This window comes from Pseudomonas sp. KBN10P06128 (genome assembly GCF_037574945.1).
In the GTDB taxonomy this organism is placed as follows: domain Bacteria; phylum Pseudomonadota; class Gammaproteobacteria; order Pseudomonadales; family Pseudomonadaceae; genus Pseudomonas; species Pseudomonas aeruginosa.
This window is the reverse complement of the sequence record NZ_JBBELR010000001.1, coordinates 271,395-298,109: the sequence shown is the minus strand read 5'-3', so window position 1 is coordinate 298,109 and position 26,715 is coordinate 271,395. Positions and strand designations below refer to the sequence as shown.

The window sequence follows — 26,715 nt, the reverse complement described above, 5'->3', positions numbered from 1 at the left end:
CTCATCGTCAGCGGTTCAGAAACTGGCCGGCGCGCAGGCCCGGCCACTGCGCGCGGCCTCGCGAACCGCCTCGACCAGCGCCAGGGTGCGAGCGGCGTCGGTGGCATCCATCAATGGCGCTTCCTCGCCCCGCGCGACCCGGACGAAGTGCTCTAGCTGGCGTTGCAGGGGATCGCCTGTCGCCACGGCCTCCTCGCTGGCCGCCAGCGGGTCGTGCCAGCCCTGCCGGGCCTCGGCGTAGCGCCAGCGGCGGAGCTGGGGAAGGCTCAGGGCACCCTCGGTGCCGGCCAGCAGGTAGCAGGGTTGCTCGGCCTGGCGCGGATAGACCGGGTTCTCCCCGGCTGCCAGCTCCCAGCTCCAGGGCGCCGCCGCAGCGTCGCAACCGGTCAGGCTGCCCAGGGCGCCATTGGCGAAGCGCAGGAGCAGCGCGATGTTGTCTTCGTTGGGCAGGCCACGGATAGCGTTGCCGGCCAGCGCCCGCACCTCCCGCACTTCCCCGCACAGGTAGCGGAGCAGGTCGAGGTCATGGATCAGGTTGGTCAGCAACATTCCCGCGCCGGGCTCGCGACGCCAGGCCACCTCGAAATAACTGTCGGGCTTCTTCAACTGCCAGAGCGCGGTGACCGACAGCAACCGACCGAGCGCGCCCTCGGCGATCAATTGGCGCGCCCGCACGACCAGCGGATTGTGCCGACGATGGTGACCGACCAGCAGCGGAACGCCAGATCGCCGGGCGACGGCGACCAGCTCGCTCACTTCGTCGAGCTGCACGCCGACCGGTTTTTCCAGCAGCAGCGGCACCCCGGCGGCGAGGCAGTCGAGGGCGGTGGCGACATGCAGGTTGTTCGGATTGGCGACGATCGCCGCTTGCGGCCGGGCTTCTTCCAGCAACCTCCGATGATCGCCGAACCAGGGCACGCCGGCGTCCGCGGCGAACGCCTGACCCTGAGGATCGGCCACCGCACACAGGCGCGCGCCGGCGATTCGCTGCAAGCGATGGTAATGCTGGCGGCCCATATTGCCGGCGCCGATGAGGGCGATGCGAAGCGGTGCGTCCAAGGCGGTCCCCAATCGTTGTTTTCTTGTTCGTCTCAGGATTCCAGAACGTCGTTCCAGATTTAACGAAGGAGATTATTTGAACGAGGAGTTGGCCCCGCGCAAGAGCGCTTCGAGACGGCAGCGCCGCCAGGACCTCCATGGAAGTGCGGAAAGGCCCGCTGCATGCGGGCTCCGTGGCAGGCAAGAAAGCGTTCGCTATTCGAACGCCGATGTCGAGAAAGGACTGGGGCCGGGCCGGATGGCTCAGCGGAACAGCTCGGACGCCTGGCTGGCGTGGGACAGGTCCTGCGCCGCGGCCAGGAGCAGGGGCGCCAGTTCGTGCATGCGCGCCTCGCCGAAGCGTGCGCTCGGCCCGGCCACGCTGAGCACGCCGAGAGCCCGTCCGTCCTCGGGGTGGCACACCAGTGCGGCCATCGCCGCCATGCCCGGCGCCGAGCATTCGATCTGCCAGGCATAGCCGTGCTCGCGGGCGCGCTTCAGGTAACGCAGCAGCTCGCTCCTGGAGCGCGGCGCGTTGGGACCGAAGTCCCGCGCCGCCCCTACGCCCTGGCGCTCCACCAGCGCCAGCGCCGCCTTGTCACTCAGGCTGGCCAGCCAGGCGTGCCCGGATGCGGTGTAGAACAGCGGCGCCTCGCGCCCCATGTCGGGGTCGTAGCGTAGCCCGGAGGTGGCGCCCTGGGACTTGGCGATCCAGGTCTGGCGATCGCCTTCGATCACCCCCAGGCGCACCAGTTCGCCGGTCTCCCGGGCGAGCCCGTCGAGCACCGGCTGGACCAGATCGACCACCCCGCTGGACGCGAGGAAGCGGAAGCCCAGCGCGGCCAGGCGGGTGCTGAGGCGGTAGCGGCTGGTGTCGTCGTCCTGGCGCACGTAGCCGAGCCGGATCAGCTCGGCGAGCATGCGGTGCGCGGCGCTCTTGGGGATATCCAGGCGGTCCGCCAGTTGTTGCAGGGGCAGGCCGCGGGCATCGCTGGCGAGGAGTTCGAGCAAGCCGAGGGCGCGTTCGATGAGGCTACCGGCCATGGAAGGACGTTCCTGAGTCGAGGGAAGGCAGGATTCTAGAATCTGGTTCCGGATTTTCACAGCCTGGCGAAGGTCGAGATTTCACAGGGTTCCGTTCGATCAGCGAACCGATAAACGATTATCGGATTGCCACTCCCCATGGCCCTCCGTAATGTGTCTGCACCCCGGCAGGCCGAGCGCCTCCGCTACAAAAACAACAGGGGAATCCCGACATGCCGCAGCACGCCTTGCCTTCCGCCGCCTGCACCTGAGCCACGCGTCCGACCCTCGTCCCACGCCCTCACTCTCGCCGCGGAATCCGTCCCATGAACAGCTCCAGCCTGCCCGCCGTCGAACGACTCGACGTGCAAGCCTTCATCAATGCCCAGCCGCTTTCACCGTACCAATGGCGGATCGTCCTGCTGTGCTTCCTGATCGTCTTCCTCGATGGCCTCGACACCGCCGCGATGGGCTTCATCGCGCCGGCGCTGACCCAGGACTGGGGCATCGACCGCGCCAGCCTCGGTCCGGTAATGAGCGCCGCGCTGATCGGCATGGTCTTCGGCGCCCTCGGTTCCGGACCGCTGGCCGACCGCTACGGACGCAAGCTGGTATTGGTCGCGGCGGTCTTCCTCTTCGGCCTGTTCAGCCTGGCCTCGGCCTACAGCACCAACGTCGAGCAACTGCTGGCGCTGCGCTTCCTCACCGGCCTCGGCCTCGGCGCGGCGATGCCCAACGCCACCACCCTGCTTTCCGAATACACCCCCGAGCGCCTCAAGTCGCTGCTGGTGACCAGCATGTTCTGTGGCTTCAACCTGGGCATGGCCTGCGGCGGATTCGTCTCGGCGAAGCTGATCCCGCTGTTCGGCTGGCACAGCCTGCTGCTGCTCGGCGGCCTGCTGCCGCTGGTCCTGGCGGTAGTCCTGCTGTTCCGCCTGCCGGAATCGGCGCGCTACCTGGTGGTCCGCAACCGCGGCAGCGAGCGGGTACGCCAGGTGCTGGCCCCCATCGCCCCGGCGCAGGTGGCGCTGGCACGGAGTTTCCACGTCCCCGAGCAGCAGACGGTGCAGGCCCGCAACGTGTTCGCGGTGATCTTTTCCGGTACCTACAGCGCCGGCACCTTGCTGCTCTGGCTGACCTACTTCATGGGCCTGGTGATCGTCTACCTGCTCACCAGCTGGCTGCCGACCCTGATGCGCGATAGCGGGGCGAGCCTGGAGCAGGCGGCGTTCATCGGCGCGCTGTTCCAGTTCGGCGGGGTGCTCAGCGCCGTAGCGGTGGGCTGGGCGATGGATCGCTTCAACCCGCACAAGGTGATCGGCCTGTTCTACCTGCTGGCGGGGGTGTTCGCCTGGTGCGTCGGCCAGAGCCTCGGCCAGGTCACCCTGCTGGCGACCCTGGTGCTGCTGGCCGGCATGTGCATCAACGGCGCGCAGTCGGCGATGCCGTCGCTGGCGGCGCGCTTCTATCCGACCCAGGGGCGGGCCACGGGGGTCTCCTGGATGCTCGGTATCGGCCGCTTCGGCGCCATCCTCGGCGCCTGGATCGGCGCCACCTTGCTGGGCCTGGGCTGGAACTTCGAACAGGTGCTGACCGCCCTGGTGCTGCCGGCTGCACTGGCCACCGCCGCGGTGCTGCTGAAGGGGTTGGTCAGTCACGCGGATGCGGGGTGAAACTGCCCCATCGCGTAGGACGCATAACCGCTTGCGGTTATCCGCCGCCGGGCGTCGGTGTATCGGCGGATAACGCCGGTGGCGTTATTCGCCCCACCCCAGGGCTGCGACATCGCGTAGGGCGCATAACCGCTCGCGGTTATCCGCCGCCGGGTTTCGGTGTATCGGCGGATAACGCCGGTGGCGTTATTCGCCCCACCCCAGGGTTGGCGGCATCGCGTAGGGCGACGGCGCATCGCCTCAGAAGGTGAATTCCATGTTCAACGTCGGCGTAGAGGTTCGGCTGCCGGTGCCGCCGTCGACGCCGAACTTGTTGTGCCAATACTCGTAGCCGACGCCGAGCCACAGGTTCGGCTGGCGCTTGTCGCCTGGCAGGGCGGCGACCATCAGGGCGGTGCGGACCAGGGTTTCCGCCGCGGTGTCCTTGTCGTTGTAGTCCTCGCCCTTCTCTCCCACGTAGTTGACGAAGCCCTGGAACTTCGCCGCACGGTTGCCGACCTTGAACGGCCGCATCCAGGTCAGGTTGAGCATGTAGGTGGTGTCGAAGGTGTGGTCGGGATGGCGCGCGCCGGGCACGCCGAAGTGGTTCTTCTCGCGGTAGTAGAGCAGGCTCAGGTCGAGCACGCCGGGACCGTTGAACTTGAGGGTCGGGCCGAACACCAGGGCGCGCTTCTTGGCCGAAGCCAGGTTGTTGTTGCGGCTGGCGTCGAAGCCCAGGGTGAAGGCGTAGTCCTTGACCAGGCCGGTGCCCAGCGGCCGGTCGAACACCCGCGAGGCGTAGAGCTGGTGGCGGTAGACCGCATAGACCTCGCTGCCACCGTGGTCGGTGCCCTTGCGCGAGTCGCGGCTGTCGGAAAGGAACACATCGAGATTGAAGAAATTGCTGCCGTAGCGATAGCCGTCGGCGTGGGTGAAGCTGTAGATGCGCTTGGCGAACTTGTCCGGGTTGTTCGGGTTGGTGAATTGCTGGCCGTAGCGGAAACCGACGCTGTTGCTCATCCATTCCAGCGCCATGCTCTCCCCGGCGCCGACGAGCGCGATCAGGGCGGCGGCGCCCTGCATCATCTTCTTCATGCTGTGTGTCCTGCTGGTTGCTTGTTGTTCTTGTGGCGACTCAGCCCCCGGTTTCGCGCCGGGGTCGCGGGGCAGTATCGGCACTTCGCCGCGCTGACCAAAGAACAGAATATCGAACATACCGATGCCGAAACGGCATCAGCGAACGAGCAAGCTCGGGCAAGCCGTCTGGCATCGGCGCGAGCGCCGCTCAGGCCTCGTTCAGGCGCGCTTCCTCGCGCTCGCGCAGGCGCACTTCCTCGGCGATCTGCCGGGCCAGGGCGTCCACCGCCACCGGCAGGTAGCGGCCGGTGCGCACGTAGAGGCCGAGGTCGCTGTGGATGCCGCCATTGTCTTTCAGCGGCAGGAAGCGCAGCTCGCCCTGGGCGATGTCGGCCTCGATCCCCAGGCGGGTCTGGAAGGCGACGCCGAGCCCGCGCCGCGCCAGTTGTCGCGACAGCTCCAGGGAGCTGCTCTCCAGCACCGCCCGGCGCGGTTCGCGCAAACGGCGCTGGAGCGGCGCCAGCAGGTGATGGATGGACAGCTCGCTCTTGGCCATGATCAGGCCATGTTCGACGCAATCGGCGAAGGCGATGGCCTGGTGTCGCGCCAACGGGTGCTGCGGGGAGACGATGGCACCGAGGCGGAAATGGCCGACGCTGACCTGTTGCAGGTCGGCGCTGCGCGGCAGGGCGAAGGCCAGGCCGAGGTCGACCGCGCCGCTGCTCACCGCCTCGGGTATCGCCTGGGAACCGAGCAGGGTGACGCCGACGGTGATGTCCGGGTAGCGTTCGCGCATCGCCTTGAGCACGCAGGGCAGCAGGTCGCTGGTCACCGCCTCGATGGTGGCGATCTCCACATGGCCGGTGCGCAGGCCCTGCAGCGCGTCCAGTTCGGAACGCACGCGCTCCATGTCCTGCAGGACCACGGTGACGTGGCGCGCGAAGATCTCCCCGGCTCCGGTCAGGCGCAGGCCGCCGGGCAGGCGGTCGAACAGCGGCGCGCCGATCTCGTCCTCCAGCTTGAGGATCTGCCGGTTCACCGCCGACGAGGCGACGTTCAGGCGTCGCGCGGCTTCGCGGATCGAATGGCAGCGGCGCACCATGTCGAAGTAGTGGATCGCGGGCGCGTGGATATGCAGCTTGCGGCTCATGGCGGACCGAAGGGATGACGGAGCTGTCGACCTTCCGGGAAACGCCGGCGAATGGCAAGGGGAAGCGCCGCCTCGGCGGATAACGCCTGCGACGCCATTCGCCCTACCGATAGCCCCGCCCGGCGGCCTACCGGGACGCCTGCTGCGACTCCACGCCAAGCTCGTCCCACACCGATTCGGCCAGGTGGAAGGTCGCGTTGGCCGCGGGAATGCCGCAGTAGATGGCGCTCTGCATGATCACTTCCTTGATCTCGTCGCGGCTCACCCCGTTGTTCTTCGCCGCGCGCAGATGCAGCTTGAGTTCCTCGTTGCGGTTCATGCCGATCAGCATGGCGATGGTGACCAGGCTGCGGGTGTGTCGCGGCAGCCCCGGACGGGTCCAGATGTCGCCCCAGGCGTGGCGGGTGATCATCTCCTGGAACTCTTCGTTGAACGGCGTCAGGTTGGCCAGGCTGCGCTCGACGTGGGCGTCGCCGAGCACCGCGCGGCGCACTTGCATGCCGGCTTCGTAGCGTTGTTTCTCGTCCATCGGCGGTTCCTCAGGCGGACAGCAGGAAATCGACCAGGCGGCGGCTGAAGGCGTCGCCCGCTTCGACGTTGGACAGGTGCGCGGCGGCGAACTCGACCAACTGCGCGTCGGCGATGCGCGCCTGCATGAAGCGGGCGTTGTCCGGAGTGGTCACGGCATCGTGGCTGCCGGCGACGATCAGCGTCGGCGCCTGGACCAGCCCGAGCTGCTCACGGAAATCAGCGTCGCGTACCGCAGCGCAGTTGGCCGCGTAGCCCTGCGGCGAGGTGGCCGCGAGCATCGCGACGATGCGCTCGACCTGCGCCGGCTCGCGCTCGGCGAAGCCCGCGGTGAACCAGCGCGCCACCGAGGCGTCGCGCAGGTCGCGCATGGCCTGCTCGCCGCCTTTCAGGACGGTATCGATGCGGGTGTTCCAGACCTCGTCGCTGGCGATCTTCGCCGCAGTGTTGCACAGCACCAGCCGGCCGAGCCGCTCGCCGGCGTGGATGCCCAGCCACTGACCGATCAGGCCGCCCATGGATAGCCCGCAGAAATGCACGCGCGGCAGCTCGAGGGCATCGAGCAGGGCAAGCACGTCGGCGCCGAGCTGGCCGATGGCGTACGGTCCGGGGGTGACCAGCGAGGCGCCGTGGCCGCGGGTGTCGTAGCGCAGCACGCGGAAGTGGGCGGTGAGTGCGGGGATCTGCGTGTCCCACATGCCCAGGTCGGTGCCCAGCGAGTTTGACAACAGCAGGACCGGCGCGCCGGCCGGTCCTTCCAGGGAGTAGTTCAGGTCGCCGTCGGCGAGGCGTACGGTTGGCACGAAGGGATCTCCAGTCAGGCGGGATGGGGTTCGAAGCCCAGGGCATGATGTTCGGCGAGCGCGCGCTCGACCCAGGCGCGGGCCTGGCCGAGGTAATGGGCGGGATCGAGCAGGCGGTCCAGTTCGTCGCCGGACAACTCGGCGCTCACTCGCGCCTCTTCGCCGAGCACCGCGCGCAACTCGCGGCGCTGCTCGACGGCGCGGCGGCAGCACTGTTCCACCAGATGGTGCGCGGCTTCGCGGCCGATACGACGGGCCAGGGCGATGCTCACCGCCTCGGCGAGCACCAGGCCGTGGGTCAGGCCAAGGTTGCGGCGCATCCGCTGGGCGTCCACCTCCAGGCCTTCGAGCAGGCCGATCGCCTGTTGCAGCGCGCCGGAAACCAGGCAACAGAGTTCCGGCAGGGTTTCCCACTCGGCGTGCCAGAGACCGAGGCTGCGCTCGTGTTCCTGCGGCATCGCCGCGAACAGGGTCGAGACCAGCCCCGGCGCACGGGTGGCGGCGGCGATCAGCACCGCGCTGCTCACCGGGTTGCGCTTGTGCGGCATGGTCGAGGAACCGCCGCGCCCGGCGCCGGCCGGCTCGAAGACCTCGCCGGCCTCGGTCTGCATCAGCAGGCTGACATCGCGACCGAACTTGCCGAGGCTACCGGCCACCAGGCCGAGCACGCTGGCGAACTCCACCAGGCGGTCACGCTGGGTGTGCCAGGGTTGTTCGGGCAAAGCCAGGCCCAGCTCCTCGGCCAGCGCCGCGGCCACCGGCAGGGCCTGTTCGCCGAGCGCGGCGAGCGTCCCCGAGGCGCCGCCGAATTGCAGCACCAGCAGGCGCGGGCGCAACTCGCGCAGGCGTTGGCGGTGCCGGGTCAAGGCGCCGAGCAGGCCGGCGAACTTCATGCCCAGGGTCACCGGGGTGGCGTGCTGCAACCAGGTGCGCCCGGCCAGCGGCGTGTCGGCATGCCGTTCGGCCTGGTCCGCCAGGACCTCGGCAAGACGTTGCAGATCCTGCTCGAGCAAGGCCAGCGCGCGGCGCAGTTGCAGCACCAGGCCGCTGTCCATGGCGTCCTGGCTGGTGGCGCCGAGATGCACGTAGCGCTCGGCCTCGGCGTCGCCAGCCGCCACCTGGCGGCCCAGCGCCTTGACCAGCGGGATCGCCGAGTTGCCGGCAGTGGCGACCGCCTCGGCCAGCGCCAGCGGGTCGTACAGTTCGGCGCGGCAGGCCGCCTCGATCGGCGCCACCGCCGTCGCGGGAACCACCCCGGTGCGCGCCTCGGCGCGGGCCAGGGCGGCCTCGAAGTCGAGCATGCCTTGCAGGCGGCCGCGGTCGGAGAACACCGCGCGCATCGGCGCCGCCGTGAAATAGGCATCGAACAACTGGTTGGCGGGTACGTCGCTCATCGGTTTTCCTTTTCCCGGCCCGTCAGGGCTCGTCGTTCAGGTAGCTGACCTTGCGCAGGTCCGGCAGGCTCACGCAGACCAGCAGCGCCAGCAGGCACATGGCTGAAACATACCAGTAGAAGACGTTCTCCATCCCTACCGACTTCAGCCCCAGGGCGACGTACTCGGCCGAGCCGCCGAAGATCGCGTTGCCCACCGCGTAGGACACTCCGACGCCGAGGGCGCGCACCTCCGGCGGGAACATCTCGGCCTTGATCAGGCCGCTGATGGAGGTGTACAGGCTGACGATGGCCAGCGCCAGGATGATCAGGAAGAAGGCCATGTAGGGACTGCTCACGGTCTTCAGCGCGAGCAGGATCGGCAAGGTGCAGAGTGTGCCCAGGGTGCCGAACCAGAGCATCGAGGTCTTGCGCCCGATGCGATCGGAAAGCATGCCGAACAGCGGTTGCATCAGCATGTACGCGAACAGGGCGAAGGTCATCACCGCGCTGGCGGTCTTGGCGCTCATCCCGGCGGTGTTGACCAGGTACTTCTGCATGTAGGTGGTGAAGGTGTAGAAGATCAGCGAGCCGCCGGCGGTGAAACCGAGCACGGTGAAGAAGGCCCGCTTGTGCTTGAACAGCTCGGCGAAGGTGCCGGATTCCTTGCGCGCCAGGGTCGACTTCGAAGCGGTCTCGTTCAGCGAGCGCCGCAACCAGAGGGCGATCACCGCGGTGATCGCGCCGATCACGAAGGGAATCCGCCAGCCCCAGGCACGCAGTTCGTCTTCGCTCAGCAACTGCTGCAGGATCACCACCACCAGCACCGCCAGCAACTGTCCGCCGATCAGGGTGACGTACTGGAACGAGGCGAAGAAGCCGCGCTGGCCCTTGAGCGCCACCTCGCTCATGTAGGTCGCGCTGGTGCCGTACTCGCCGCCCACCGACAGGCCCTGGAACATCCGCGCCAGCAACAGCAGCGCCGGCGCCAGGGTGCCGATGCTGGCGTAGGTGGGCATGCAGGCGATCGCCAGGGAGCCGGCGCACATCATCACCACCGAGATCAGCATGGCGGTCTTGCGCCCGTGCTTGTCGGCGATGCGGCCGAACATCCAGCCGCCGATGGGGCGCATGAGGAAGCCGGCGGCGAAGACCCCGGCGGTGTTCAGCAACTGCACCGTGGGGTTGTCGGAGGGGAAGAAGGCCGGTGCGAAGTAGATCGCGCAGAAGGCGTAGACGTAGAAGTCGAACCATTCCACGAGGTTGCCGGAGGAGGCGCCGACGATGGCGAAGATGCGCTTGCGGCGTTCTTCGTTGCTGTACTGGTGAACAGGGGCAGTCATGCTGTTGTTCTCTCGACAGGGTCCGTTTCATCCTGACCGTGCGACGGAGCGTCCTGTTCCGCTGCACACGCGCCGCGCCGCCGCCGAACCATGGGCAGCGCCGCGCGACGCGCGCTCTTGATACCCGGCGGGCGACCCGGTTGTGCCAGTCAGACCCGCTCGATGGCCAGCGCCAGGCCTTGGCCGACGCCTACGCACATGGTCGCCAGGCCGCGCCGGCCGCCGCTCTTCTCAAGTTGATGGAGCGCGGTGAGGACCAGCCGCGCACCGCTCATCCCCAGCGGGTGGCCGAGGGCGATGGCACCGCCGTTCGGGTTGACCTTCTCACTGTCGTCGGCCACACCCAGTTCGCGCAGGCAGGCCAGGCCCTGGCTGGCGAAGGCTTCGTTGAGTTCGATCACGTCGAAGGCGTCGATCGCCAGGTCCAGGCGCCGCAGCAGCTTGCGCACCGCCGGCACCGGGCCGATGCCCATGATCCGCGGGGCGACGCCGGCGCTGGCCATGCCCAGCACCCGCGCGCGCGGAGTCAGGCCGTGCTTCTCCACTGCCTCGGCGGAGGCCAGGACCAGCGCGGCGGCGCCGTCGTTGACCCCGGACGCGTTGCCGGCGGTGACGGTCTTCTCCGGCCCGTTGACCGGCTTGAGCCGGGCCAGCGCCTCCAGGGTGGTGTCGGGACGCGGATGCTCGTCGTGCTCGACCAGGGTGTCGCCCTTGCGCCCGCGAATCGTCACCGGGACGATTTCCTCGGCGAAGAAACCGGCCGCCTGCGCCCTGCCGGCGCGCTGCTGGCTGCGCAGGGCGAAGGCATCCTGGTCGGCACGCGACACGCGATAGTCGTCGGCGACGTTGTCGGCGGTCTGCGGCATCGGGTCGATGCCGTACTGCTCCTTCATCAGCGGGTTGACGAAGCGCCAGCCGATGGTGGTGTCCTCGATCTTCTGGCCACGCCCGAAGGCGCTATCGGCCTTGCCCATCACGTACGGCGCGCGCGACATCGATTCGACGCCGCCGGCGATGGCCAGCTCCATCTCGCCGCAGGCGATGGCGCGGAACGCCGTGCCGATGGCGTCCATCCCCGAGGCGCAGAGGCGGTTGAGGGTGACGCCGGGCACGCTCTCCGGCAAACCGGCCAGCAGCAGCGCCATGCGCGCCACGTTACGGTTGTCCTCGCCGGCCTGGTTGGCGCAGCCGAGGAACACCTCGTCCAACGCCGACCAGTCGACCCCCGGGTTGCGCTCGACCAGGGCCTTCAGCGGCACCGCCGCGAGGTCGTCGGCGCGCACCGCGGAAAGACTGCCGCCGAAACGGCCGATCGGCGTGCGCACGGCATCGCAGATGAATACCTCGCGGCTCATTCGTCGCTCCCCTTCTGTCCATGGGCGGCCGCGGTGCGCGCCTCGAGGTCGCGCAGCGCGGCGAGTTCGACCTCGCTCGGCGCGGGCGTCTCGGCGACCCGCTCGGCGAAGCGGATCGCCCAGCCGGTGGCCTCGACCACCTGCTCGCGGGTCACGCCCGGATGCAGCGAAGTGACCACGAACTCGTTGCTGCCGGCTTCCGGCTCCATGATGCACAGGTCGGTGATGATCGCCACCGGTCCTTTGCCCGGCAGGCCCAGGCGCTGGCGCGAGTCGCCGCCCTCGCCATGGCCGACCGAGGTGACGAAGGCCAGCTTGTCGACGAAGGTGCGGTGCGACTGCTTGAGGATGATCAGCACTTCCTTGGCGCTGCCGGCGATTTCCGGCGCGCCGCCGGCTCCCGGCAGGCGCACCTTGGGCTGGCGGTAGTCGCCGATCACGGTGGTGTTGATGTTGCCGAAGCGGTCGACCTGGGCCGCGCCGAGGAAGCCGACGTCGATCCGTCCGCCCTGCAGCCAGTAGCGGAAGATCTCGCCGGTGGGGACCACGGTATCGGCGGTCTCGGCCAACTCGCCGTCGCCGATGGACAGTGGCAGGACGCTAGGCTTGGCGCCGATCGGGCCGGACTCGTAGATCAGCACGACGTCCGGCGAGGAAGTCAGGCGCGCCAGGTTGGCGGCCTTCGACGGCAGGCCGATGCCGACGAAGCACACCGCGCCGTTGTGCAGGCGGCGAGCGGCGGCCACGGTCATCATCTCGTTGGTGCTGTAGCTGCTCATCGCTTGCCCTCCGCGAGCTTGGCCTGGAAGGCGCCGAAATCCTCGGTCCCCCGGATGTATTCGTCGATCCACGCGGTGAAGCTTTCGCGGTCGCGGGCGATCGGGTCCCAGTCCTGGTAGAAGCGGTTGTCGCGCTCGTAGTAGCCGTGGGCATAGGACGGATGCGCGCCGCCGGGCACCAGGCACACGGCGCTGAGCGCCCAGCTCGGCAGGACGCAGGCGTTCATCGGGGCGTCCAGTTCGTCGACGATCTCCTCGACGGTGACGATGCAGCGCTTCGCCGCCAGGGCCGCTTCCTTCTGCACACCGAGGATGCCCCAGAGCAGCACGTTGCCCTTGCGGTCGGCCTTCTGCGCGTGGATCACGCTGACGTCCGGACGCACCGAGGGCACCGCCGCCAGCACTTCGCCGGTGAACGGGCAGGTGACGCTGCGGATCAGCGGGTTGACCTTCGGCAGGTCGGAGCCGGCGTAGGCGCGCAGCACCGCGAAGGGCAGCCCGGAGGCGCCGGCGACATAGGCGTTGGCGAGGTCGGCGTGGCTGTGTTCCTCGATCTCCAGCGGTTGCGGCCAGCCCTTCTCCACCGCGTCGCGCAGGCGGTGCAGCGAACCGACGCCGGGGTTGCCGCCCCAGGAGAACACCAGCTTCTTCGCGCAGCCTGCACCGATCAGCAGGTCGTAGACCAGGTCGGGAGTCATGCGGATCAGCGTCAGGTCTTTCCTGCCCTGGCGGATCAGCTCATGGCCGGCGGCCGTCGGGATCAGGTGAGTGAAGCCTTCGAGGGCGACGCTGTCGCCATCGTGGACGAAGCGTCGCACCGCTTCGCGCAGGGAGAGGATTTCAGCCATCGGTCGGGTCTCGTCTTGTTGTGCGCTGCCTGGACGGCACGTGACGAGAACCTTACGCCGGGGTCCGAGGGCTCACAATCCGATAATCGATTAACAGTTCGATAATCGAACAGAACGTTAGCAAGCATCCGATCGACCGAAGCCGTCGCCTCATTCGTCGCTGTGGATCACCACCAGCAACTCCGCCTGGGTCTCCCCCAGGGAGCGGATGCGGTGCGGCTTCTGTGCGTTGAAATGCAGAGCGTCGCCGCGCTCGAGGATGATCCGCTGGTTCATGAAGTCGACCTCGACCTGACCCTCATGGACGAAGATGAACTCTTCACCGAGGTGCTCCTTGAACGTCGAGTGACTGAAATCGCGCGGCGGGTGGACGATGAACGGCAACAGCGCGCGGGCGCCGATCTGCTGCGCGAGGGAGGCGTAGGCCGGGCCGTCGTCGCCGCTGGACAGCGACTTGCGCTGGTCGCGGCGAACGATGCTGTAGCCGTCGACACCGTCGCTTTCCTCGGAGAACAGCTCCTCCACCTGCACGTTCAACGCCTTCGCCAGCTTCAGCGCGGCGGCAATGGACGGCGTGTTCAGCCCGCGCTCGACCTTGGACAGGTAGCTCTTGGTCAGGCCGGTCTTGTCGGCCAGGGTCTCCAGCGTGACCCCGAGTTTTTTTCTCAGCAATTTCAAGCGCATGGACATTGAGGACAGCCTTCTCCCGATGGCGATGAAACTTTTCTCTTGCTAATGACACTTTGTGTCATATAACTTGATCCGTGTCATTTACAGCCGGGTCGTTGCGTGGCGCGCAACTGCCTGGCGTTTCCCCCGACTCGCTCCGTCAAAGGAACCTCGCATGGCTACGACACTGGAATTACCCAAGGATCAACTGATCCAGCACGCGCTGAAGCAGATGAAAAGCAGCCTCGGCGATAATACGTGGACTGACCGGCAAAAGCTGGCCCTGACCTGCAGGATTCTCTTCGAGGCCGGCCACGACTCCGGGCTCGCCGGGCAGATCACCTCGCGCGGCCCGGAGGCGGGGACCTACTACACCCAGCAACTGGGCCTGGGCTTCGACGAGATCAGCGCCGGCAACCTGCTGCTGGTCGACGAAGACCTCAACGTCCTCCACGGGCACGGCATGGCGAATCCGGCCAATCGCTTCCACAGCTGGGTCTACCGCGCCCGCCCGGACGTCAATTGCATCATCCACACCCACCCGCTGCACATCGCCGCGCTGTCGACCCTGGAAGTACCGCTGCAGGTCTCGCACATGGACCTTTGCCCGCTATACGACGACTGCGCCTTCCTCAAGGACTGGCCGGGCGTGCCGGTAGGCAACGAGGAAGGCGAGATCATCTCCGCCGCCCTCGGCGACAAGCGCGCCATCCTGCTTTCCCACCACGGCCTGCTGGCCACCGGTGCGAGCATCGAGGAGGCCTGCGTGATCGCGGTGCTGCTCGAGCGCGCGGCGAAGATGCAGTTGCTGGCGATGGCCGCCGGGGAGATCAAGCCGATCCCGCCGGCCCTGGCGCGCGAGGCCCACGACTGGATCTCCACCCCGAAGCGCCACGGCGCCGCATTCAACTACTACGCCCGGCGCTGCCTGCCGCGCAACAGCGACTGCCTGAGCTGAACGACCTTTCCCACCAGGTCCGTCCTGGCATTTCCCACTCAATGTCACGGGTACATCCAATGTCCGCATCCATTCACGGCATCATCGGCTACACCATCACCCCCTTCGCCGCCGACGGCGGTCTCGACCTGCCGGCCCTCGGCCGCTCCATCGAGCGCCTGATCGACGGCGGCGTGCACGCCATCGCCCCGCTCGGCAGCACCGGCGAAGGCGCCTACCTGAGCGACCCGGAATGGGACGAGGTGGTCGACTTCACCCTGAAGACCGTCGCCCATCGGGTGCCGACCATCGTCAGCGTCTCCGACCTGACCACCGCCAAGACCGTGCGCCGCGCGCAGTTCGCCGAATCCCTCGGCGCCGAGGCGGTGATGGTCCTGCCGATCTCCTACTGGAAGCTCAACGAGGCGGAAGTGTTCCAGCACTACCGCGCGGTGGGCGAAACCATCGGCGTGCCGGTGATGCTCTACAACAACCCGGGCACCAGCGGCATCGACATGTCGGTGGAACTGATCCTGCGCATCGTCCGCGAAGTGGACAACGTGACCATGGTCAAGGAGAGCACCGGCGACATCCAGCGCATGCACAAGCTGCGCCTGCTCGGCGAAGGCCGGGTGCCCTTCTACAACGGCTGCAACCCGCTGGCGCTGGAGGCCTTCGTGGCCGGCGCGAAAGGCTGGTGCAGCGCCGCGCCGAACCTGATCCCGACGCTCAACGGCCAGCTCTACCAGGCGGTGCTCGACGGCGACCTGGAGAAGGCCCGCGCGCTGTTCTACCGGCAGTTGCCGCTGCTCGACTTCATCCTCCGCCGGGGCCTGCCGACCACCATCAAGGCCGGCCTGGGCCTCTCCGGCCTGGAGGTGGGGGCGCCGCGCCTTCCGGTGCAGGCGCTGGATACCGAGGGCTGTCGGTATCTGCAGGGGTTGTTGGAAGAGCTGCGCTGATCACCCCGTCAGCGCTTTGACCCGACGGGCCCGGACGACTTGGGGCCCGTCGTTTTTTTTGCCGACGCGCAGCGCGTTCAGCGCGCCGCCCAGGCATTGAAACGCTGTTCCAGCTCCTCGCCGTGGTCCACCCAGAACTCGGCATCCACCGCCCGCGCGCCTTCGAGGTTGGCCGGCGCGGTCGGCAGCGCCTCCTGCACCGTCTTCGGCAGCAACGCCAGGGTGCCCTTGTGTACCGGCCCGTAGGGGATCTGCTCGGAGAACACCTTCTGCGTCTGCGGCTGGCTGGCGAAGGCGATGAATTTCTCCGCCAGCGCCTTGTTCGGCGTGCCCTTCACCACCGCCCAGTACTCCGGATCGTAGAGACTGCCGGGCCAGACGATGGCCAGTTTCACCCCCTCCTTCTGCGCAGCGGCGATGCGCCCGTTGTAGGCCGCGCTCATCACCACGTCGCCGGCCGCCAGCCATTGCGGCGGCTGGGCGCCGGCCTCCCACCACTGGATGTTCGGCTTGAGCTGGTCGAGCTTGGCGAAGGCGCGGCCGACCCCCTCCGGGGTGGCGAGTACCTTGTAGAGGTCCTCCGCCTTCACCCCGTCGGCCAGCAGCGCCACTTCCAGGGTGTACTTGGCGCCCTTGCGCAGGCCGCGCTTGCCGGGGAACTCGCGGACGTTCCAGAAATCCGCCCAGGACTGCGGCGCCCTGGCCAGCTTCGTCGAGTCGTAGGCCATCACCATCGACCAGACGTAGGTGGCCACCCCGCACTCGCTGAAAGTACCGGGGACGAACTGCGCGGGGTCGCCGAAACGCGCCGGGTCGAGGCGTTCGAACAGCCCCTCGTCGCAGCCGCGGAGCAGTTCGGGGCTCTCCACCTCGACCACGTCCCAGCTGACCTTGCCGACGTCGACCATGGCCTTCACCTTGGCCATTTCGCCGTTGTATTCGCCGGCGACCACCTGCCCGCCGCCGCTTCGCTCGAAGGGTTTGAAATAGGCCTGTTCCTGGGCGGCCTTGGTCGCGCCGCCGAAGGAGATCACCGTCAGGCTCTGGCTCTGCGCCTGGGCCGCCGCGGCGAACGCCAGGCCGAACAGGGACAACCGGGAAAACACGTGTGCGCACTGGTGCAAGGACTTGTACATGGAACACTCCCACAGCCGATTGGCATTGTTGTGATGTTGCTGAGGCAGTTGCCGGCCAGAGGCCGAAACGGTTCCGCGCGCGGTCGCCAGGCGCCGCGTCGTCGTTATGGGGGGACGCTCCGTGTCGCAGGCGACCCGGCCGAGGCCGGGCCACCGGGGCGCGTCAGAGCACGCCGATCTCGCGCGCGGTGCGATCCACCGCGATACGGGTCTTGTCGATCAGTTCGTCGATCTCGGCACGCCCGGCCACCAGCGCCGGGGCCATGATCATGCGGCCGAGGGTGGAGCGGATGATCACGCCCTCCTCGAAGCCGATGGTGCGGCAGCGCCAGGCCAGGTCGTTCTCGTTGGCGAAGCGCTTGCGGGTCGCCTTGTCCTCGGCGAACTGCAGCGCGGCGACGAAGCCGGCGCCCTGGACCTCGCCGACCAGCGGATGGTCGCCGAAGACCTCGCGCAGGCAGCGTTGCAGGTAGGGTCCGGTCTCCTCCCTGACCCGCGTGACCACGCCCTCGTCGCGCAGCGCCTTGAGGTTGGCGATGGCCACCGCCGCCGCCACCGGGTGGCCGGAATAGGTCAGGCCGTGGGCGAACACCCCGCCCTGCTCCACCAGCACCTCGGCGATGCGCTTGCCGAGTACCAGGCCGCCCATGGGGATGTAGCCGGACGTCAGGCCCTTGGCGATGGACAGGGTGTCCGGCTGGAAACCGAAGTGTTCGTGGGCGAACCATTCGCCGGTGCGGCCGAAGCCGCCGATCACTTCGTCGGCGCACAGCAGCACGTCGTACTGCCGGCAGATGCGCTGGATCTCCGGCCAATAGCTTTGCGGCGGGAAGATCATGCCGCCGGCGCCCTGGAAGGGCTCGGCGACGAAGGCGGCGACGTTCTCCGCGCCCAGTTCGAGGATCCTCTCCTCCAGTTGCAGCGCCGCGCGGCGACCGAACTCGGCCGGGCTCAGCTCGCCGCCGTTGGCGTACCAGTAGGGTTCGTCGATGTGGGCGAAGTCCGGCAGCATGCCGCCCATCTCGTGCATGAACTTCATCCCGCCGAGCGCGGTGCTGCCCAGGGTCGAGCCGTGGTAGCCGTTCCAGCGGCCGATCATGATCTTCTTCTGCGGCTTGCCGAGGATCTGCCAGTAGCGCCGCACGGTACGGATCAGCACCTCGTTGGCCTCGGAGCCGGAGTTGGTGTAGATCGCGTGGCTGTAGTGGTCCGGCAGCAGGCTGAAGAGCATCTCGGAAAGCTCCACCACCGCCGGGTGGGTGGTGTGGAAGAACATGTTGTAGTACGGCAGTTGTTCCAGCTGGCGGCTGGCGGCGGCGGCGAGGTCCTGGCGGCCGTAGCCGAGGTTGGTGCACCAGAGGCCGGACATGCCGTCCAGGTAGCGCTTGCCGTCGTTGTCCCAGAGCTGCAGGCCATCGCCGCGGACCATCACCCGCGGGCCTTCGCGGTTCAGCGCCTTCTGGTCGAGGAAGGCGTGGATGTGGTGCGCGGCGTCCAGTTGCTGGTAGTCGCGGGTGTCGCGCTGCGGGTTGAGCTGAGCGGTCATCGTCTGTGTTCTCCTTGTTCCCTTGGCGCGTCAGGCCGAAGGGGATTGCAGGGGATCGAGGGCGACGGACTTGCCCTGGGCAGTCTCACCGGCCGTCTCGAGCGGTTCGGGTACGAAGAGGGGCTTGCGCATCACGCCCTTGATCCACACCACCGCCACCAGCGAGACCACGCCCAGCACCACGCCGGCGCTGGCGAAGATCCGTCCGGTCATTTCCGGGGTCGGCGAGACGTGGACCACCGCGTAGATCATCCCGGCGATGCCGAACAGTTGCGGCAGCGGGTAGAACGGCGTGCGGAACGGACGGGCGATGTGCGGATAGCGACGGCGCAGGGCCAGCACGTCGACGTGGGCGATGATGTAGGCCAGCAGCCAGGCCAGCGCGGCGGCGAGCAGCAGCAGGTTGATCGAGTCCGGGTCCTGGCCGAGGATCAGGATCGGCAGGCCGGTGATCGCGGCGACGAACAGCACCGCCACCCAGGGCGTGCGCGCCCGCCGGCTGAGCTGCTTGAATTGCGGGAAGGCCTGACCGTTCTGTGCCATCCCGTAGAGCATCCGCGGGATCGCCGCCAGCGACGAGTTGAGGGTGCTGCAGGTGGCGGTGATCGCGGCGATCACCAGGAACAGCTGGCCGTACTCGCCGAACACACGGTTGGCGAAGAGGAAGTGCGGCAGCGGGTCGCCGGCCAGTTCCGCCTGCGGGATGCACAGCAGCGCACCGAAGCAGTAGAGGGCGATGGTCAGGAAAATGATGCTCAGGCCGAGGATCATCGAACGCGGGATATTGCGCTCCGGACGCCGCGTCTCCTCCACCAGCGGGCAGACGAACTCGGCGCCGACGAAGCCCCACACGGCCATCGCGGTGAGCGCCAGGGCGCTTACCCCGAGCGGGTTCCAGCCGCTCGCCAGGGCGGTCTGCGCGGAAGCGTGGTCGCTGCTCACCGCACCCAGGCCGAGCACCAGCAGGACGATCATCATCAGCAGCGCCAGGGCGCTCTGCAGGCGCGCGAAGATGTCGATGCCGAGCAGGTTGAGCAGGGTGAACAGGCCGAGCACGCCGTAGGCCACCAGCATCGGCGGCAGCGCGCCGGGGTAGACCTTGCCGATGATCAGGTCGAGCAGCAGCAGTTCCGCCGAGAGGGCGAACATCGCCACCACCACGTAGCCGGAAAAGGTCGCCAGGATCGCCGGGAAATGCCCGATGGCCACCTCGGTGTAGCTGCTAAGGCTACCGGCGCGGGGAATCATCAGGGCCAGCTCGGAAAAGGAAAAGGCGTAGCTCAGCGCCAGCAGGTAGGCCACTCCCAGCGGCACGATGAAGCCCAGGCCGGCTGTCCCGGCGCCTTGCAGCATCAGTACCATCACGCCCTGGGAAACCACCAGGCCGATGGCCACCGCCAGCAGCGGTCCCAGCCCGAGCACGCGGCGCAGGGCCGGCTCACGCACGTTCGGCGTGTCGTTCATTCGATCGTCCTCTTGTTGTCGTTATCGGCATCGAGTCGTGTCGCGTCCGTCGCGTCTTCAGCGCAACTGGAACCAGGTCGTCTTCAACTGGGTGTACTTGTCGAAGGAATGCAGCGACAGGTCGCGACCGAAGCCGGACTGCTTGCCGCCGCCGAAAGGCACCGCGACGTCCAGCGCGTCCACGGTATTCACCGACACCGTTCCGGCATTCAAGCGCCGCGCCACCCGGTGCGCACGGTGCAGGTCGTCGCTCCACAGCGAGGCGGCGAGGCCGTAGCGGCTGTCGTTGGCCAGGCGGATGGCCTCGTCCTCGGAGTCGAAGGCGCTGATCGCCAGCACCGGACCGAAGATTTCCTCGCGGGCCAGCTGCATGTCCGGGCGTACGTCGCCGAACAGGGTCGGTTCGATGAAGTTGTCCGAACCGTTGATCGTCAACTGGCGACCACCGCCGAGCAGGGTCGCGCCCTCGCCTTGCGCCCGCTCGATGGCGGCGAGGATCCCGGCGGTCTGCCGGCGGTCGACGATGGCGCCGGCGCGACTGGCCGGGTCCAGCGGATCGCCCGGCTGCCAGTCGCGGGCCTTGGCCAGCAGGCGCTCGACGAACTCGTCGTGGATCGAACGCTCCACCAGCAAGCGCGAGTTCGCCGAACAGACCTCGCCCTGGTTGAAGAAGATGCCGAAGGCGGCCTTCTCCGCCGCCAGGTCGAGATCGCGGCAATCGGCGAACACCAGGTTCGGACTCTTGCCGCCGCACTCCAGCCAGACCTGCTTGAGGTTGGATTGCGCGGAATACTGCATGAAGTACTTGCCGACCTCGGTGGAGCCGGTGAACACCAGTGCGTCCACCTCCGGGTGCAGGCCGAGGGCCTTGCCGGCCTGCTCGCCGAGGCCCGGCACCACGTTCAGCACGCCTTCCGGCACCCCCGCCTCCAGGGCCAGCTCGGCCAGGCGCAGGGCGGAGAACGGCGACTGCTCGGCCGGCTTGAGCACCACCGAGTTGCCGGCGGCCAGGGCCGGGGCGAGCTTCCAGGCGGCCATGTCGAGCGGGAAGTTCCACGGCACCACCGCGCCGATCACCCCCAGCGGCACGCGGGTAATGGTGGCCAGGGCCTGCTGGGCGGTCGGCGCGACCTGGTCGTAGAGCTTGTCGAGGCTTTCCGCATACCAGGCGAAGACGTGGGCGGCGCCGGGCACATCGATGTTCCAGGCGTCCATCACCGGCTTGCCCATGTTCAGCGAGTCGAGCAGCGCCAGCTCTTCGCGATGGGCCAGCATCAGCTCGGCCAGGCGCAGCAGCACGCGCTTGCGCTCGACCGGGGCGAGACGCGCCCAGGGGCCTTCGTCGAAGGCGCGGCGGGCGGCGGCCACTGCCGCGTCGACGTCGGCCGCATCGCAGGCCGCGACCCGCGCCAGCAGGCGATTGCTCGCCGGATCGATGGCGTCGAAGGTAGCGCCGCTGGCGGCCGGACGCTGGCGGCCGCCGATCAGGGCCTGGTCGATGAAGCGCTGTGTCGCGGCGCGCCGTTGCCAATCGCTGAGTTCGAACACCCCACCTTCTCCTTGTTATCTCGCCGGTCTGCGCCGGTCGTGGTTCTGCACGCATGGCCCGGACCGCCGGGAGGCGGACCGCTGTCCATGGGGTCGATGGGGAAGGATGGTCGCGCAAGCCGCGGCGAAGGAAAATTATTAAAAATGTCCTCGGGACATAAGAAAAAGCTGGCCAGGCGTGCCCCGGCAAAGTGCGTCGTGCTGGGTTATCGTGCAGGCGGGCAATCGTCGTCGCGGCCAGCGCCGCGACGCTCGGCAGCGGCCTGCAACTTGCTTGCAGCGCGGCGGACACAACAATCGAGGCGCGCACGCCCGGCCCGGGGAGGATGATGCGCCGATGAGGTCTTGCAGTGGCGTCCTATACCTTGCGGCAACTCAAGTATTTCGTGACCACCGTGGAATGCGGCAGCGTGGCCGAGGCCTCGCGCAAGCTGTACATCGCCCAGCCGTCGATCTCCACGGCGGTGAAGGGTCTGGAGGAAAGCTTCGGCGTGCAGCTGTTCATCCGCCACCACGCCCAGGGCGTGTCGCTGACCCCCGCCGGCGCGCGCTTCTACCGCAAGGCCCAGGAGCTGCTGCGGATGGCCCACGAGTTCGAGCAGAACGCCCTGGCCGACAACGACGTGATCGCCGGGCAGATCGACATCGGCTGCTTCGAGACGGTCGCCCCGCTCTACCTGCCGGGCCTGATCGCCGGCTTTCGCCAGGCCTATCCGGGGGTGGAGATCCGCATACGCGACGGCGAGCAGCAGGAACTGGTGCAAGGCCTCACCTCGGGGCGCTTCGACCTGGCCTTCCTCTACGAGCACGACCTCGACTCGACCATCGAGACCGAGCCGCTGATGCCGCCGCAACGACCCCACGCGCTGCTCCCCGAAGGGCACCGCTTCGCCGGGCAGGCGCAGGTGTCGCTGCGCGACCTGTGCCTGGAACCGATGATCCTGCTCGACGTGCAGCCCAGCCGCACCTATTTCGTCAGCCTGTTCGAAGAACTCGGCCTGACGCCGAACATCGCCTTCAGCTCGCCGTCCATCGAGATGGTGCGCGGCATGGTCGGCCAGGGCTTCGGCTTCTCCCTGCTGGTCACCCGCCCGCATTCGGAATGCACCTACGACGGCAAGAAGGTGGTCATGGTCGACCTCGCCGAGCCGGTGTCCACCTCCGGGCTCGCCGCCGCCTGGCTGAAGCGCGCGCAACTGACCAAGCCGGCACGATTGTTCGTCGACTACTGCCGGGAGCAACTGGGCAAGCTCGCCGAGCGCCGGCACTGATCCTCAGCTTTCCGACATTCCAAGAGGAATTTTCTTCCTGACAAAGACGAATCCGATGACTGTGGCAAAAAGCCTCCGTTGCTAGGGTGGCCGGCGCTCCGGACCACCCCGGTCCGGCAGGTCACCGGCAGCAAGGGCACCATCCGCTGAGTTCCGTTAGCCTATCGGCGGCTCAGGCTGCCGAAGCGGGATTCCATCCGGTCAGTGCAACTCCGCCTTCCCCAAGGCGTTTCCAGGCCGTCATGCTCCGCCACGCGCTAGGACATGACGGCCCTTTTTACCCCTCCCGCGCCGCCTCAGGCACAATCCCCCGACGCCACCGGCCAGGGGAACGCGGATGCTGATCGACGAAGAAATCACCCTCAAGAAGCTGGAAACCTTCCTCGCCTTCATGCGCACCGGCAACCTGGCGCGCGCGGCGGCGGAACTGGGCACCAGCAACGTCAGCGTGCACCGCGCCATCCACTCGCTGGAAAGCGCCCTGCGCTGCCCGCTGTTCAAGCACGAGGGACGCAACCTGACCCCGCTGGAAAGCGCCTACGTGCTCGAGGAGCGCGCGCAGAAGCTGGTCCAGGAGGTACTCGACACGGTGCGCCTGACCCGCGAGGCGGCCGGCTTCTCCGCCGAGCGCTTCAAGCTCGGCGCGCTCTATTCGCTGACGGTGAAGACCGTGCCGCAACTGATCATGGGCCTCAAGCTGCGACGCAGCGCGCTGAATATCGACCTGATCCTCGGCTCCAACGTCGACCTGTTCTACCAGCTGAAGAACATGGAGCTGGACGCCATCCTGGTGTCGCTCAACGACAGCGTCAGCGATCCCGACTGCGAGCACCTGCCGCTGTTCTCCGATGACATTTTCCTCGCCGTGCCGGTGGACTCGCCCTACGCCAGGCTCGCCGAGATCGATCTCAGCACCCTGCGCGACACGCCCTTCGTCACGCTCACCCAGGGCTTCGCCACCCATCAGGACGGCACCCGGGTGTTCCAGCAGGCCGGCTTCGAACCGCAGATCGCCATGCAGGTGAACGACATCTTCACCCTCCTCAGCATGGTCAGCTCGGGGGTCGGCCATGCGCTGCTGCCCAAACGCATCGAGGCGGTCTACGAGAACCGCGTGCGGCTGATCCCGCTGCAACCGCGCTATCGCCTGCAGCAGCACATCGGCGTGGTGTTCCTCAAGGCCAAGGAGCGCGACCCGAACCTGCTGGCGTTGCTCGCGGAGTGCCGGATGTACAGCCTGCGCCTGGAGCAGGAGGCGGCGGGATAGCGGACGGAAGTCCACATTGCCGCTGGCCCGCTGCCCTCTCCCCAACCCTCGCCCTTCAGGGAGAGGGAGCCCGGACCAGCCCGCTCACCCAACCAGGCCGCGCACGCTGAAATACAGCAGCGACGGCCCCAGCAGGCAACCGATGGCGGTATAGAACGCCGCGGTCAGGCAACCGTAGGGCACCAGCTTCGGGTCGGTGGCGGCGAGGCCGCCGGCGACGCCGCTGGAGGTGCCCATGAGACCACCGAAGATCACCGCCGTACGTGGATTGTTCAGGCCGATGTAGGGCGCGACGAAAGGCGTCAGGACCATCACCAGGATCGCCTTCACCAACCCGGCGGCGATGCTCAGCGCCATCACCTCGGAACTGGCCCCCAGGGCGGCGCCGGTCACCGGTCCGACGATGTAGGTGACCGCGCCGGCGCCGATGGTGGTCAGGCTGACCGCATCGGTGTAGCCGAACGCCATGGCCACCGCGACCCCGGCGACGAACGACGAACCGACCCCGAGGAACAGCGACACCACCCCGGAAACCCCTGCCCGACGCAGTTCCTCGACATTCACCCCGAAGGCCGTGGCGACGATGGCGAAGTCGCGCAGCATGGCGCCGCCCAGCAGGCCGATACCGGACATCAGGGGCACGTCCACCAATCCTTTCTGCCCGCCGGTGGCGACGCCGCCGACGTAGGACAGCACCAGGCCGAGGAAGATCGCGATCGCCGAGCCGTGCAGGCGCCCGCGGGTGAGGCGCGCCGACAACCAGTAGGACACCGCCATGGTCACGCCGATGATGGCGAAGCCGCTGATCAGGCCGTAGCCATTGATGACTTTGTTCAGGGACTCGAACATGGCGCTCACCCCTGCACGCTGGTGCGCGGTTTCAACGGCGGGGCGCCTTCGGCTTTCTTCCGGCCGAAGCGGTCGAGCAGCGGGACCAGGGCGAAGGCCACGGCGACCGCGGCGATGCCGGCGAGGATAGCGGCCGGCCCGCCGCTCAGCGCGCCGAGGACATTCTGCTGGGCGGCCATGGCGACCACGATGGGAATGTAGACCGCGCTCCAGAACTCCACGCCCTGCTCGGTCTTCGCCGAGAGCAGGCCACGCTTGCCCAGGTAGCTGCCGACGAAGATCAGCAGCAGCATGGCGATGCCGACACCACCGACGTTGGCCGGCACGCCGAGCAGCACGCCAAGGATCTCGCCGATGAACAGCCCGGCGAGGGTACACAGAGACAGCAGTGCGACACCGTAGATAATCATTATTGTTGTCCTCGGTTGCGGATCGATGTTGTTGTTTTTATGCCTCGAACGAACGCTTATCGGGTTCTCTTTTCCTCCTCGCGCAACAGCGCGTCCAGGGTATCCGCCCGGGAGCCTTCGAAGGCCGGCGTGGCGCAGCCGAACAGAGGCCGCGCCAGCCCGCTGAGGATCCGTCCCGGCGGCAGCTCGAGATGCAGGCGGGCACCGCGCTCGTAGGCGCTGCGCAATGTCGCCAGCCACTCGACGCGGCGCGCCATGTTGCCGGCGAGATCGTCGGCCAGCGCGGCCGGTTCGGCGACCAGGCGCGCCCGGCTGCTGCTCAGGTAGGGCACGCGCGGCCGATGCAGGTGGATGCCGGCGAAGGCTTCGGCCAGGCGCGCGGCCGGTTCGTCGAGCAGCGCACAGTGCGACGGTACGCTCACCGTCAGGCGCTTCGCCGCGCTGGCACCCGCGGCACGGGCGCGTTCGGCGAGGGCGGCCAGCGCCGCTTCGCTGCCGGCCACCACCAGTTGCCGCTCGGCGTTGACGTTGGCCAGGTAGAGCGGCGGGTGCTCGCGCCGCACCGCCAGGATCAGCGCTTCCAGTTGCGCCTGTTCGAGACCGAGGATGGCGCTCATCCCGTAGCCCTCGGGCCAGGCGGCCTGCATCAGTTCGCCGCGCAGCGCCACCAGACGCAGCGCGTCGTCGAAGTCCAGCGCACCGGCTACCACCGCCGCCGGATAGGCGCCGATGGACAGCCCGGCGACCAGCCCCGGCCGATGCCCGCGCGTCTCCAGCAGGCGGCTGGCGGCGACCCCGGCGATCAGCAGGCACAACTGCACCGCGCGGGTGCCGCGCAAGGCCTCGGCGCTCTCCAGTTCGGCCGGCGCCTGGCCGAGACAGTCCGCCGCCTGCTCCAGGCAGGCGCGCACCGGCGGTTCGTCGGGCAAGGCCGCGAGCATGCCGGGACGTTGGGCACCCTGGCCGGGATAGGCGAACAGCACGCTCATGCCTCGACCTCCGCGACCCGCCAGGGGTCTTCCAGCAACAGCGGCGCCTCGCTGCCTTTCGCCAGCACCCGGGACCGACCCTCGGCCCATTCGCGCAGGGCCACGCCGCCCGCCGGGGTCTGCAGTTGCAGGTCGATCCGACAGGGACACTGCTCGAAGCGTTGCAGCAGGCGTAGCGCGTCATCGCGCGGGAACGGGCGCGGGGTGCGCAGCAGCAGGTCGAGGTCGCTGTCCGGATGCAGCACGGCGACCCCGCTGGCCAGCTCGAAACCGGCGCCGCCGGTCACGCCCCAGGCCAGTCCCAGCGCGTTCAGCGGCGCACGCAGGTCGCGCAAGGCACGCCAGGCCGGCAGATCGCGCAGCATCGCCGGCTCGCGCTGGCCCAGCGCTTCCGGGCGCAAGCGCCGGGTGATTGCCGCCAACGGCATCCAGCCGGCCCAGCGCTGCTCCCGCGCCAGGCCGCGCACGCCGATGGCCACCCGCGCAGGATCTGCCGGCGCACGGCGCACCACCACCGGCCAGCCGGCCTTCAGTGCCGCGCAGACCCAGGCCGGAGCATTCTCCGGCAGATGCGCCGGCGCCATGCCCAGGAGCAGGTCGTGGGGCTCCGGCGCTGCCCAGCGGCGCATCGGATCAGGAGCGAGCCGTCGCCGGCTGGAGCCCCGCTGTGAGCTGTTCGCGATGACCACGGCTCGCTCC

General features: G+C 68.3%; 25 protein-coding genes. 5 read left to right on the top strand and 20 right to left on the bottom strand.

The annotated features are described in order from the left end of the window. Window positions 1–15: 15 nt before the first annotated feature. Entirely contained in the window at window positions 16–1,059 is a 1,044-nt protein-coding gene (locus VQ065_RS01350) for a Gfo/Idh/MocA family protein (protein ID WP_003084081.1), read from the bottom strand. 243 nt (window positions 1,060–1,302) lie between these two features. Further along, a complete protein-coding gene (locus tag VQ065_RS01345; RefSeq protein WP_003084079.1) occupies window positions 1,303–2,082 on the bottom strand; it encodes an IclR family transcriptional regulator in 780 nt (259 codons plus the stop codon). Between the two features lie 305 nt (window positions 2,083–2,387). Here VQ065_RS01345 and VQ065_RS01340 point away from each other — a divergent pair, with 305 nt between their 5' ends. Continuing rightward, a complete protein-coding gene (locus VQ065_RS01340; RefSeq protein ID WP_003084077.1) occupies window positions 2,388–3,734 on the top strand; it encodes an MFS transporter in 1,347 nt (448 codons plus the stop codon). Window positions 3,735–3,974: 240 nt separating this feature from the next. Here the strand turns inward: VQ065_RS01340 and VQ065_RS01335 are convergent, their stop codons facing one another. The 10 genes from VQ065_RS01335 to VQ065_RS01290 form a co-directional block, all read right to left on the bottom strand. After that, window positions 3,975–4,808: a hypothetical protein gene (locus tag VQ065_RS01335; RefSeq protein WP_003084075.1), complete on the bottom strand. Its 834-nt coding sequence runs from the start codon at window positions 4,806–4,808 to the stop codon at window positions 3,975–3,977. Window positions 4,809–4,998: 190 nt separating this feature from the next. After that, complete coding sequence (locus VQ065_RS01330) at window positions 4,999–5,940, bottom strand: LysR family transcriptional regulator (RefSeq protein WP_003084073.1); 942 nt, start codon at window positions 5,938–5,940, stop codon at window positions 4,999–5,001. 127 nt (window positions 5,941–6,067) lie between these two features. Then, entirely contained in the window at window positions 6,068–6,469 is a 402-nt protein-coding gene (pcaC, locus tag VQ065_RS01325; protein ID WP_003084072.1) for a 4-carboxymuconolactone decarboxylase, read from the bottom strand. A 10-nt stretch (window positions 6,470–6,479) separates the two neighbouring features. After that, window positions 6,480–7,271: a 3-oxoadipate enol-lactonase gene (gene pcaD / locus VQ065_RS01320; protein ID WP_003084070.1), complete on the bottom strand. Its 792-nt coding sequence runs from the start codon at window positions 7,269–7,271 to the stop codon at window positions 6,480–6,482. Window positions 7,272–7,285: 14 nt separating this feature from the next. After that, complete coding sequence (locus tag VQ065_RS01315; RefSeq protein WP_003110232.1) at window positions 7,286–8,665, bottom strand: 3-carboxy-cis,cis-muconate cycloisomerase; 1,380 nt, start codon at window positions 8,663–8,665, stop codon at window positions 7,286–7,288. A gap of 22 nt (window positions 8,666–8,687) precedes the next feature. Further along, window positions 8,688–9,986, bottom strand: a complete 1,299-nt coding sequence (locus VQ065_RS01310; protein ID WP_003084066.1) for an MFS family transporter — start codon at window positions 9,984–9,986, stop codon at window positions 8,688–8,690. Window positions 9,987–10,135: 149 nt separating this feature from the next. Beyond that, window positions 10,136–11,341 (bottom strand): 3-oxoadipyl-CoA thiolase, encoded by a 1,206-nt coding sequence (pcaF, locus tag VQ065_RS01305; RefSeq protein WP_003084064.1) that lies wholly within the window; start codon window positions 11,339–11,341, stop codon window positions 10,136–10,138. After that, the gene (locus VQ065_RS01300; RefSeq protein WP_003084062.1) at window positions 11,338–12,120 is read right to left on the bottom strand and encodes a CoA-transferase subunit beta; all 783 of its coding nucleotides are present in this window, start codon (window positions 12,118–12,120) and stop codon (window positions 11,338–11,340) included. Before VQ065_RS01300 ends, pcaF begins: the two co-directional genes overlap by 4 nt. Then, on the bottom strand, window positions 12,117–12,968 hold the full coding sequence (locus tag VQ065_RS01295; protein WP_003084060.1) for a CoA transferase subunit A: 852 nt from the start codon (window positions 12,966–12,968) through the stop codon (window positions 12,117–12,119). The genes VQ065_RS01300 and VQ065_RS01295 overlap by 4 nt, the downstream gene beginning before the upstream one ends. Before the next feature lie 150 nt (window positions 12,969–13,118). Continuing rightward, complete coding sequence (locus tag VQ065_RS01290; protein WP_003084057.1) at window positions 13,119–13,658, bottom strand: helix-turn-helix domain-containing protein; 540 nt, start codon at window positions 13,656–13,658, stop codon at window positions 13,119–13,121. A 154-nt stretch (window positions 13,659–13,812) separates the two neighbouring features. On the opposite strand from VQ065_RS01290, the gene VQ065_RS01285 reads away from it, so the two are divergent. Next, window positions 13,813–14,595, top strand: coding sequence for an aldolase (locus tag VQ065_RS01285; protein WP_003084054.1), 783 nt, complete (start codon window positions 13,813–13,815; stop codon window positions 14,593–14,595). Window positions 14,596–14,654: 59 nt separating this feature from the next. Further along, window positions 14,655–15,536 carry a dihydrodipicolinate synthase family protein gene (locus VQ065_RS01280; protein WP_003084052.1) on the top strand — a complete coding sequence of 294 codons (882 nt, stop codon included), beginning with the start codon at window positions 14,655–14,657 and terminating at the stop codon, window positions 15,534–15,536. Window positions 15,537–15,613: 77 nt separating this feature from the next. On the opposite strand, the gene VQ065_RS01275 is transcribed toward VQ065_RS01280, so the two are convergent. From VQ065_RS01275 to VQ065_RS01260, 4 genes are all read right to left on the bottom strand, one after another. Further along, entirely contained in the window at window positions 15,614–16,672 is a 1,059-nt protein-coding gene (locus VQ065_RS01275) for an ABC transporter substrate-binding protein (protein WP_003084049.1), read from the bottom strand. A gap of 163 nt (window positions 16,673–16,835) precedes the next feature. Next, window positions 16,836–18,218 carry an aspartate aminotransferase family protein gene (locus VQ065_RS01270; protein WP_003084047.1) on the bottom strand — a complete coding sequence of 461 codons (1,383 nt, stop codon included), beginning with the start codon at window positions 18,216–18,218 and terminating at the stop codon, window positions 16,836–16,838. Window positions 18,219–18,248: 30 nt separating this feature from the next. Further along, on the bottom strand, window positions 18,249–19,682 hold the full coding sequence (locus VQ065_RS01265; protein WP_003084045.1) for an APC family permease: 1,434 nt from the start codon (window positions 19,680–19,682) through the stop codon (window positions 18,249–18,251). 57 nt (window positions 19,683–19,739) lie between these two features. Then, window positions 19,740–21,230: an aldehyde dehydrogenase gene (locus tag VQ065_RS01260; RefSeq protein ID WP_003084042.1), complete on the bottom strand. Its 1,491-nt coding sequence runs from the start codon at window positions 21,228–21,230 to the stop codon at window positions 19,740–19,742. 350 nt (window positions 21,231–21,580) lie between these two features. Between VQ065_RS01260 and VQ065_RS01255 the strand changes: the two genes are divergently transcribed. After that, complete coding sequence (locus VQ065_RS01255; RefSeq protein WP_003084035.1) at window positions 21,581–22,501, top strand: LysR substrate-binding domain-containing protein; 921 nt, start codon at window positions 21,581–21,583, stop codon at window positions 22,499–22,501. A 337-nt stretch (window positions 22,502–22,838) separates the two neighbouring features. After that, entirely contained in the window at window positions 22,839–23,768 is a 930-nt protein-coding gene (locus VQ065_RS01250; RefSeq protein ID WP_003084019.1) for a LysR family transcriptional regulator, read from the top strand. An 84-nt stretch (window positions 23,769–23,852) separates the two neighbouring features. Here VQ065_RS01250 and madM read toward each other — a convergent pair whose 3' ends face one another. The 4 genes from madM to VQ065_RS01230 are packed head-to-tail and all read right to left on the bottom strand — an operon-like array spanning window position 23,853 to window position 26,705. After that, window positions 23,853–24,617: a malonate transporter subunit MadM gene (gene madM / locus VQ065_RS01245; protein WP_003084016.1), complete on the bottom strand. Its 765-nt coding sequence runs from the start codon at window positions 24,615–24,617 to the stop codon at window positions 23,853–23,855. Window positions 24,618–24,622: 5 nt separating this feature from the next. After that, on the bottom strand, window positions 24,623–25,027 hold the full coding sequence (gene madL, locus VQ065_RS01240; protein WP_003084010.1) for a malonate transporter subunit MadL: 405 nt from the start codon (window positions 25,025–25,027) through the stop codon (window positions 24,623–24,625). A 56-nt stretch (window positions 25,028–25,083) separates the two neighbouring features. After that, on the bottom strand, window positions 25,084–26,016 hold the full coding sequence (gene mdcH, locus VQ065_RS01235; protein WP_014603485.1) for a malonate decarboxylase subunit epsilon: 933 nt from the start codon (window positions 26,014–26,016) through the stop codon (window positions 25,084–25,086). Then, entirely contained in the window at window positions 26,013–26,705 is a 693-nt protein-coding gene (locus VQ065_RS01230) for a malonate decarboxylase holo-ACP synthase (protein WP_023098420.1), read from the bottom strand. Before VQ065_RS01230 ends, mdcH begins: the two co-directional genes overlap by 4 nt. Between the last annotated feature and the right edge of the window lie 10 nt (window positions 26,706–26,715).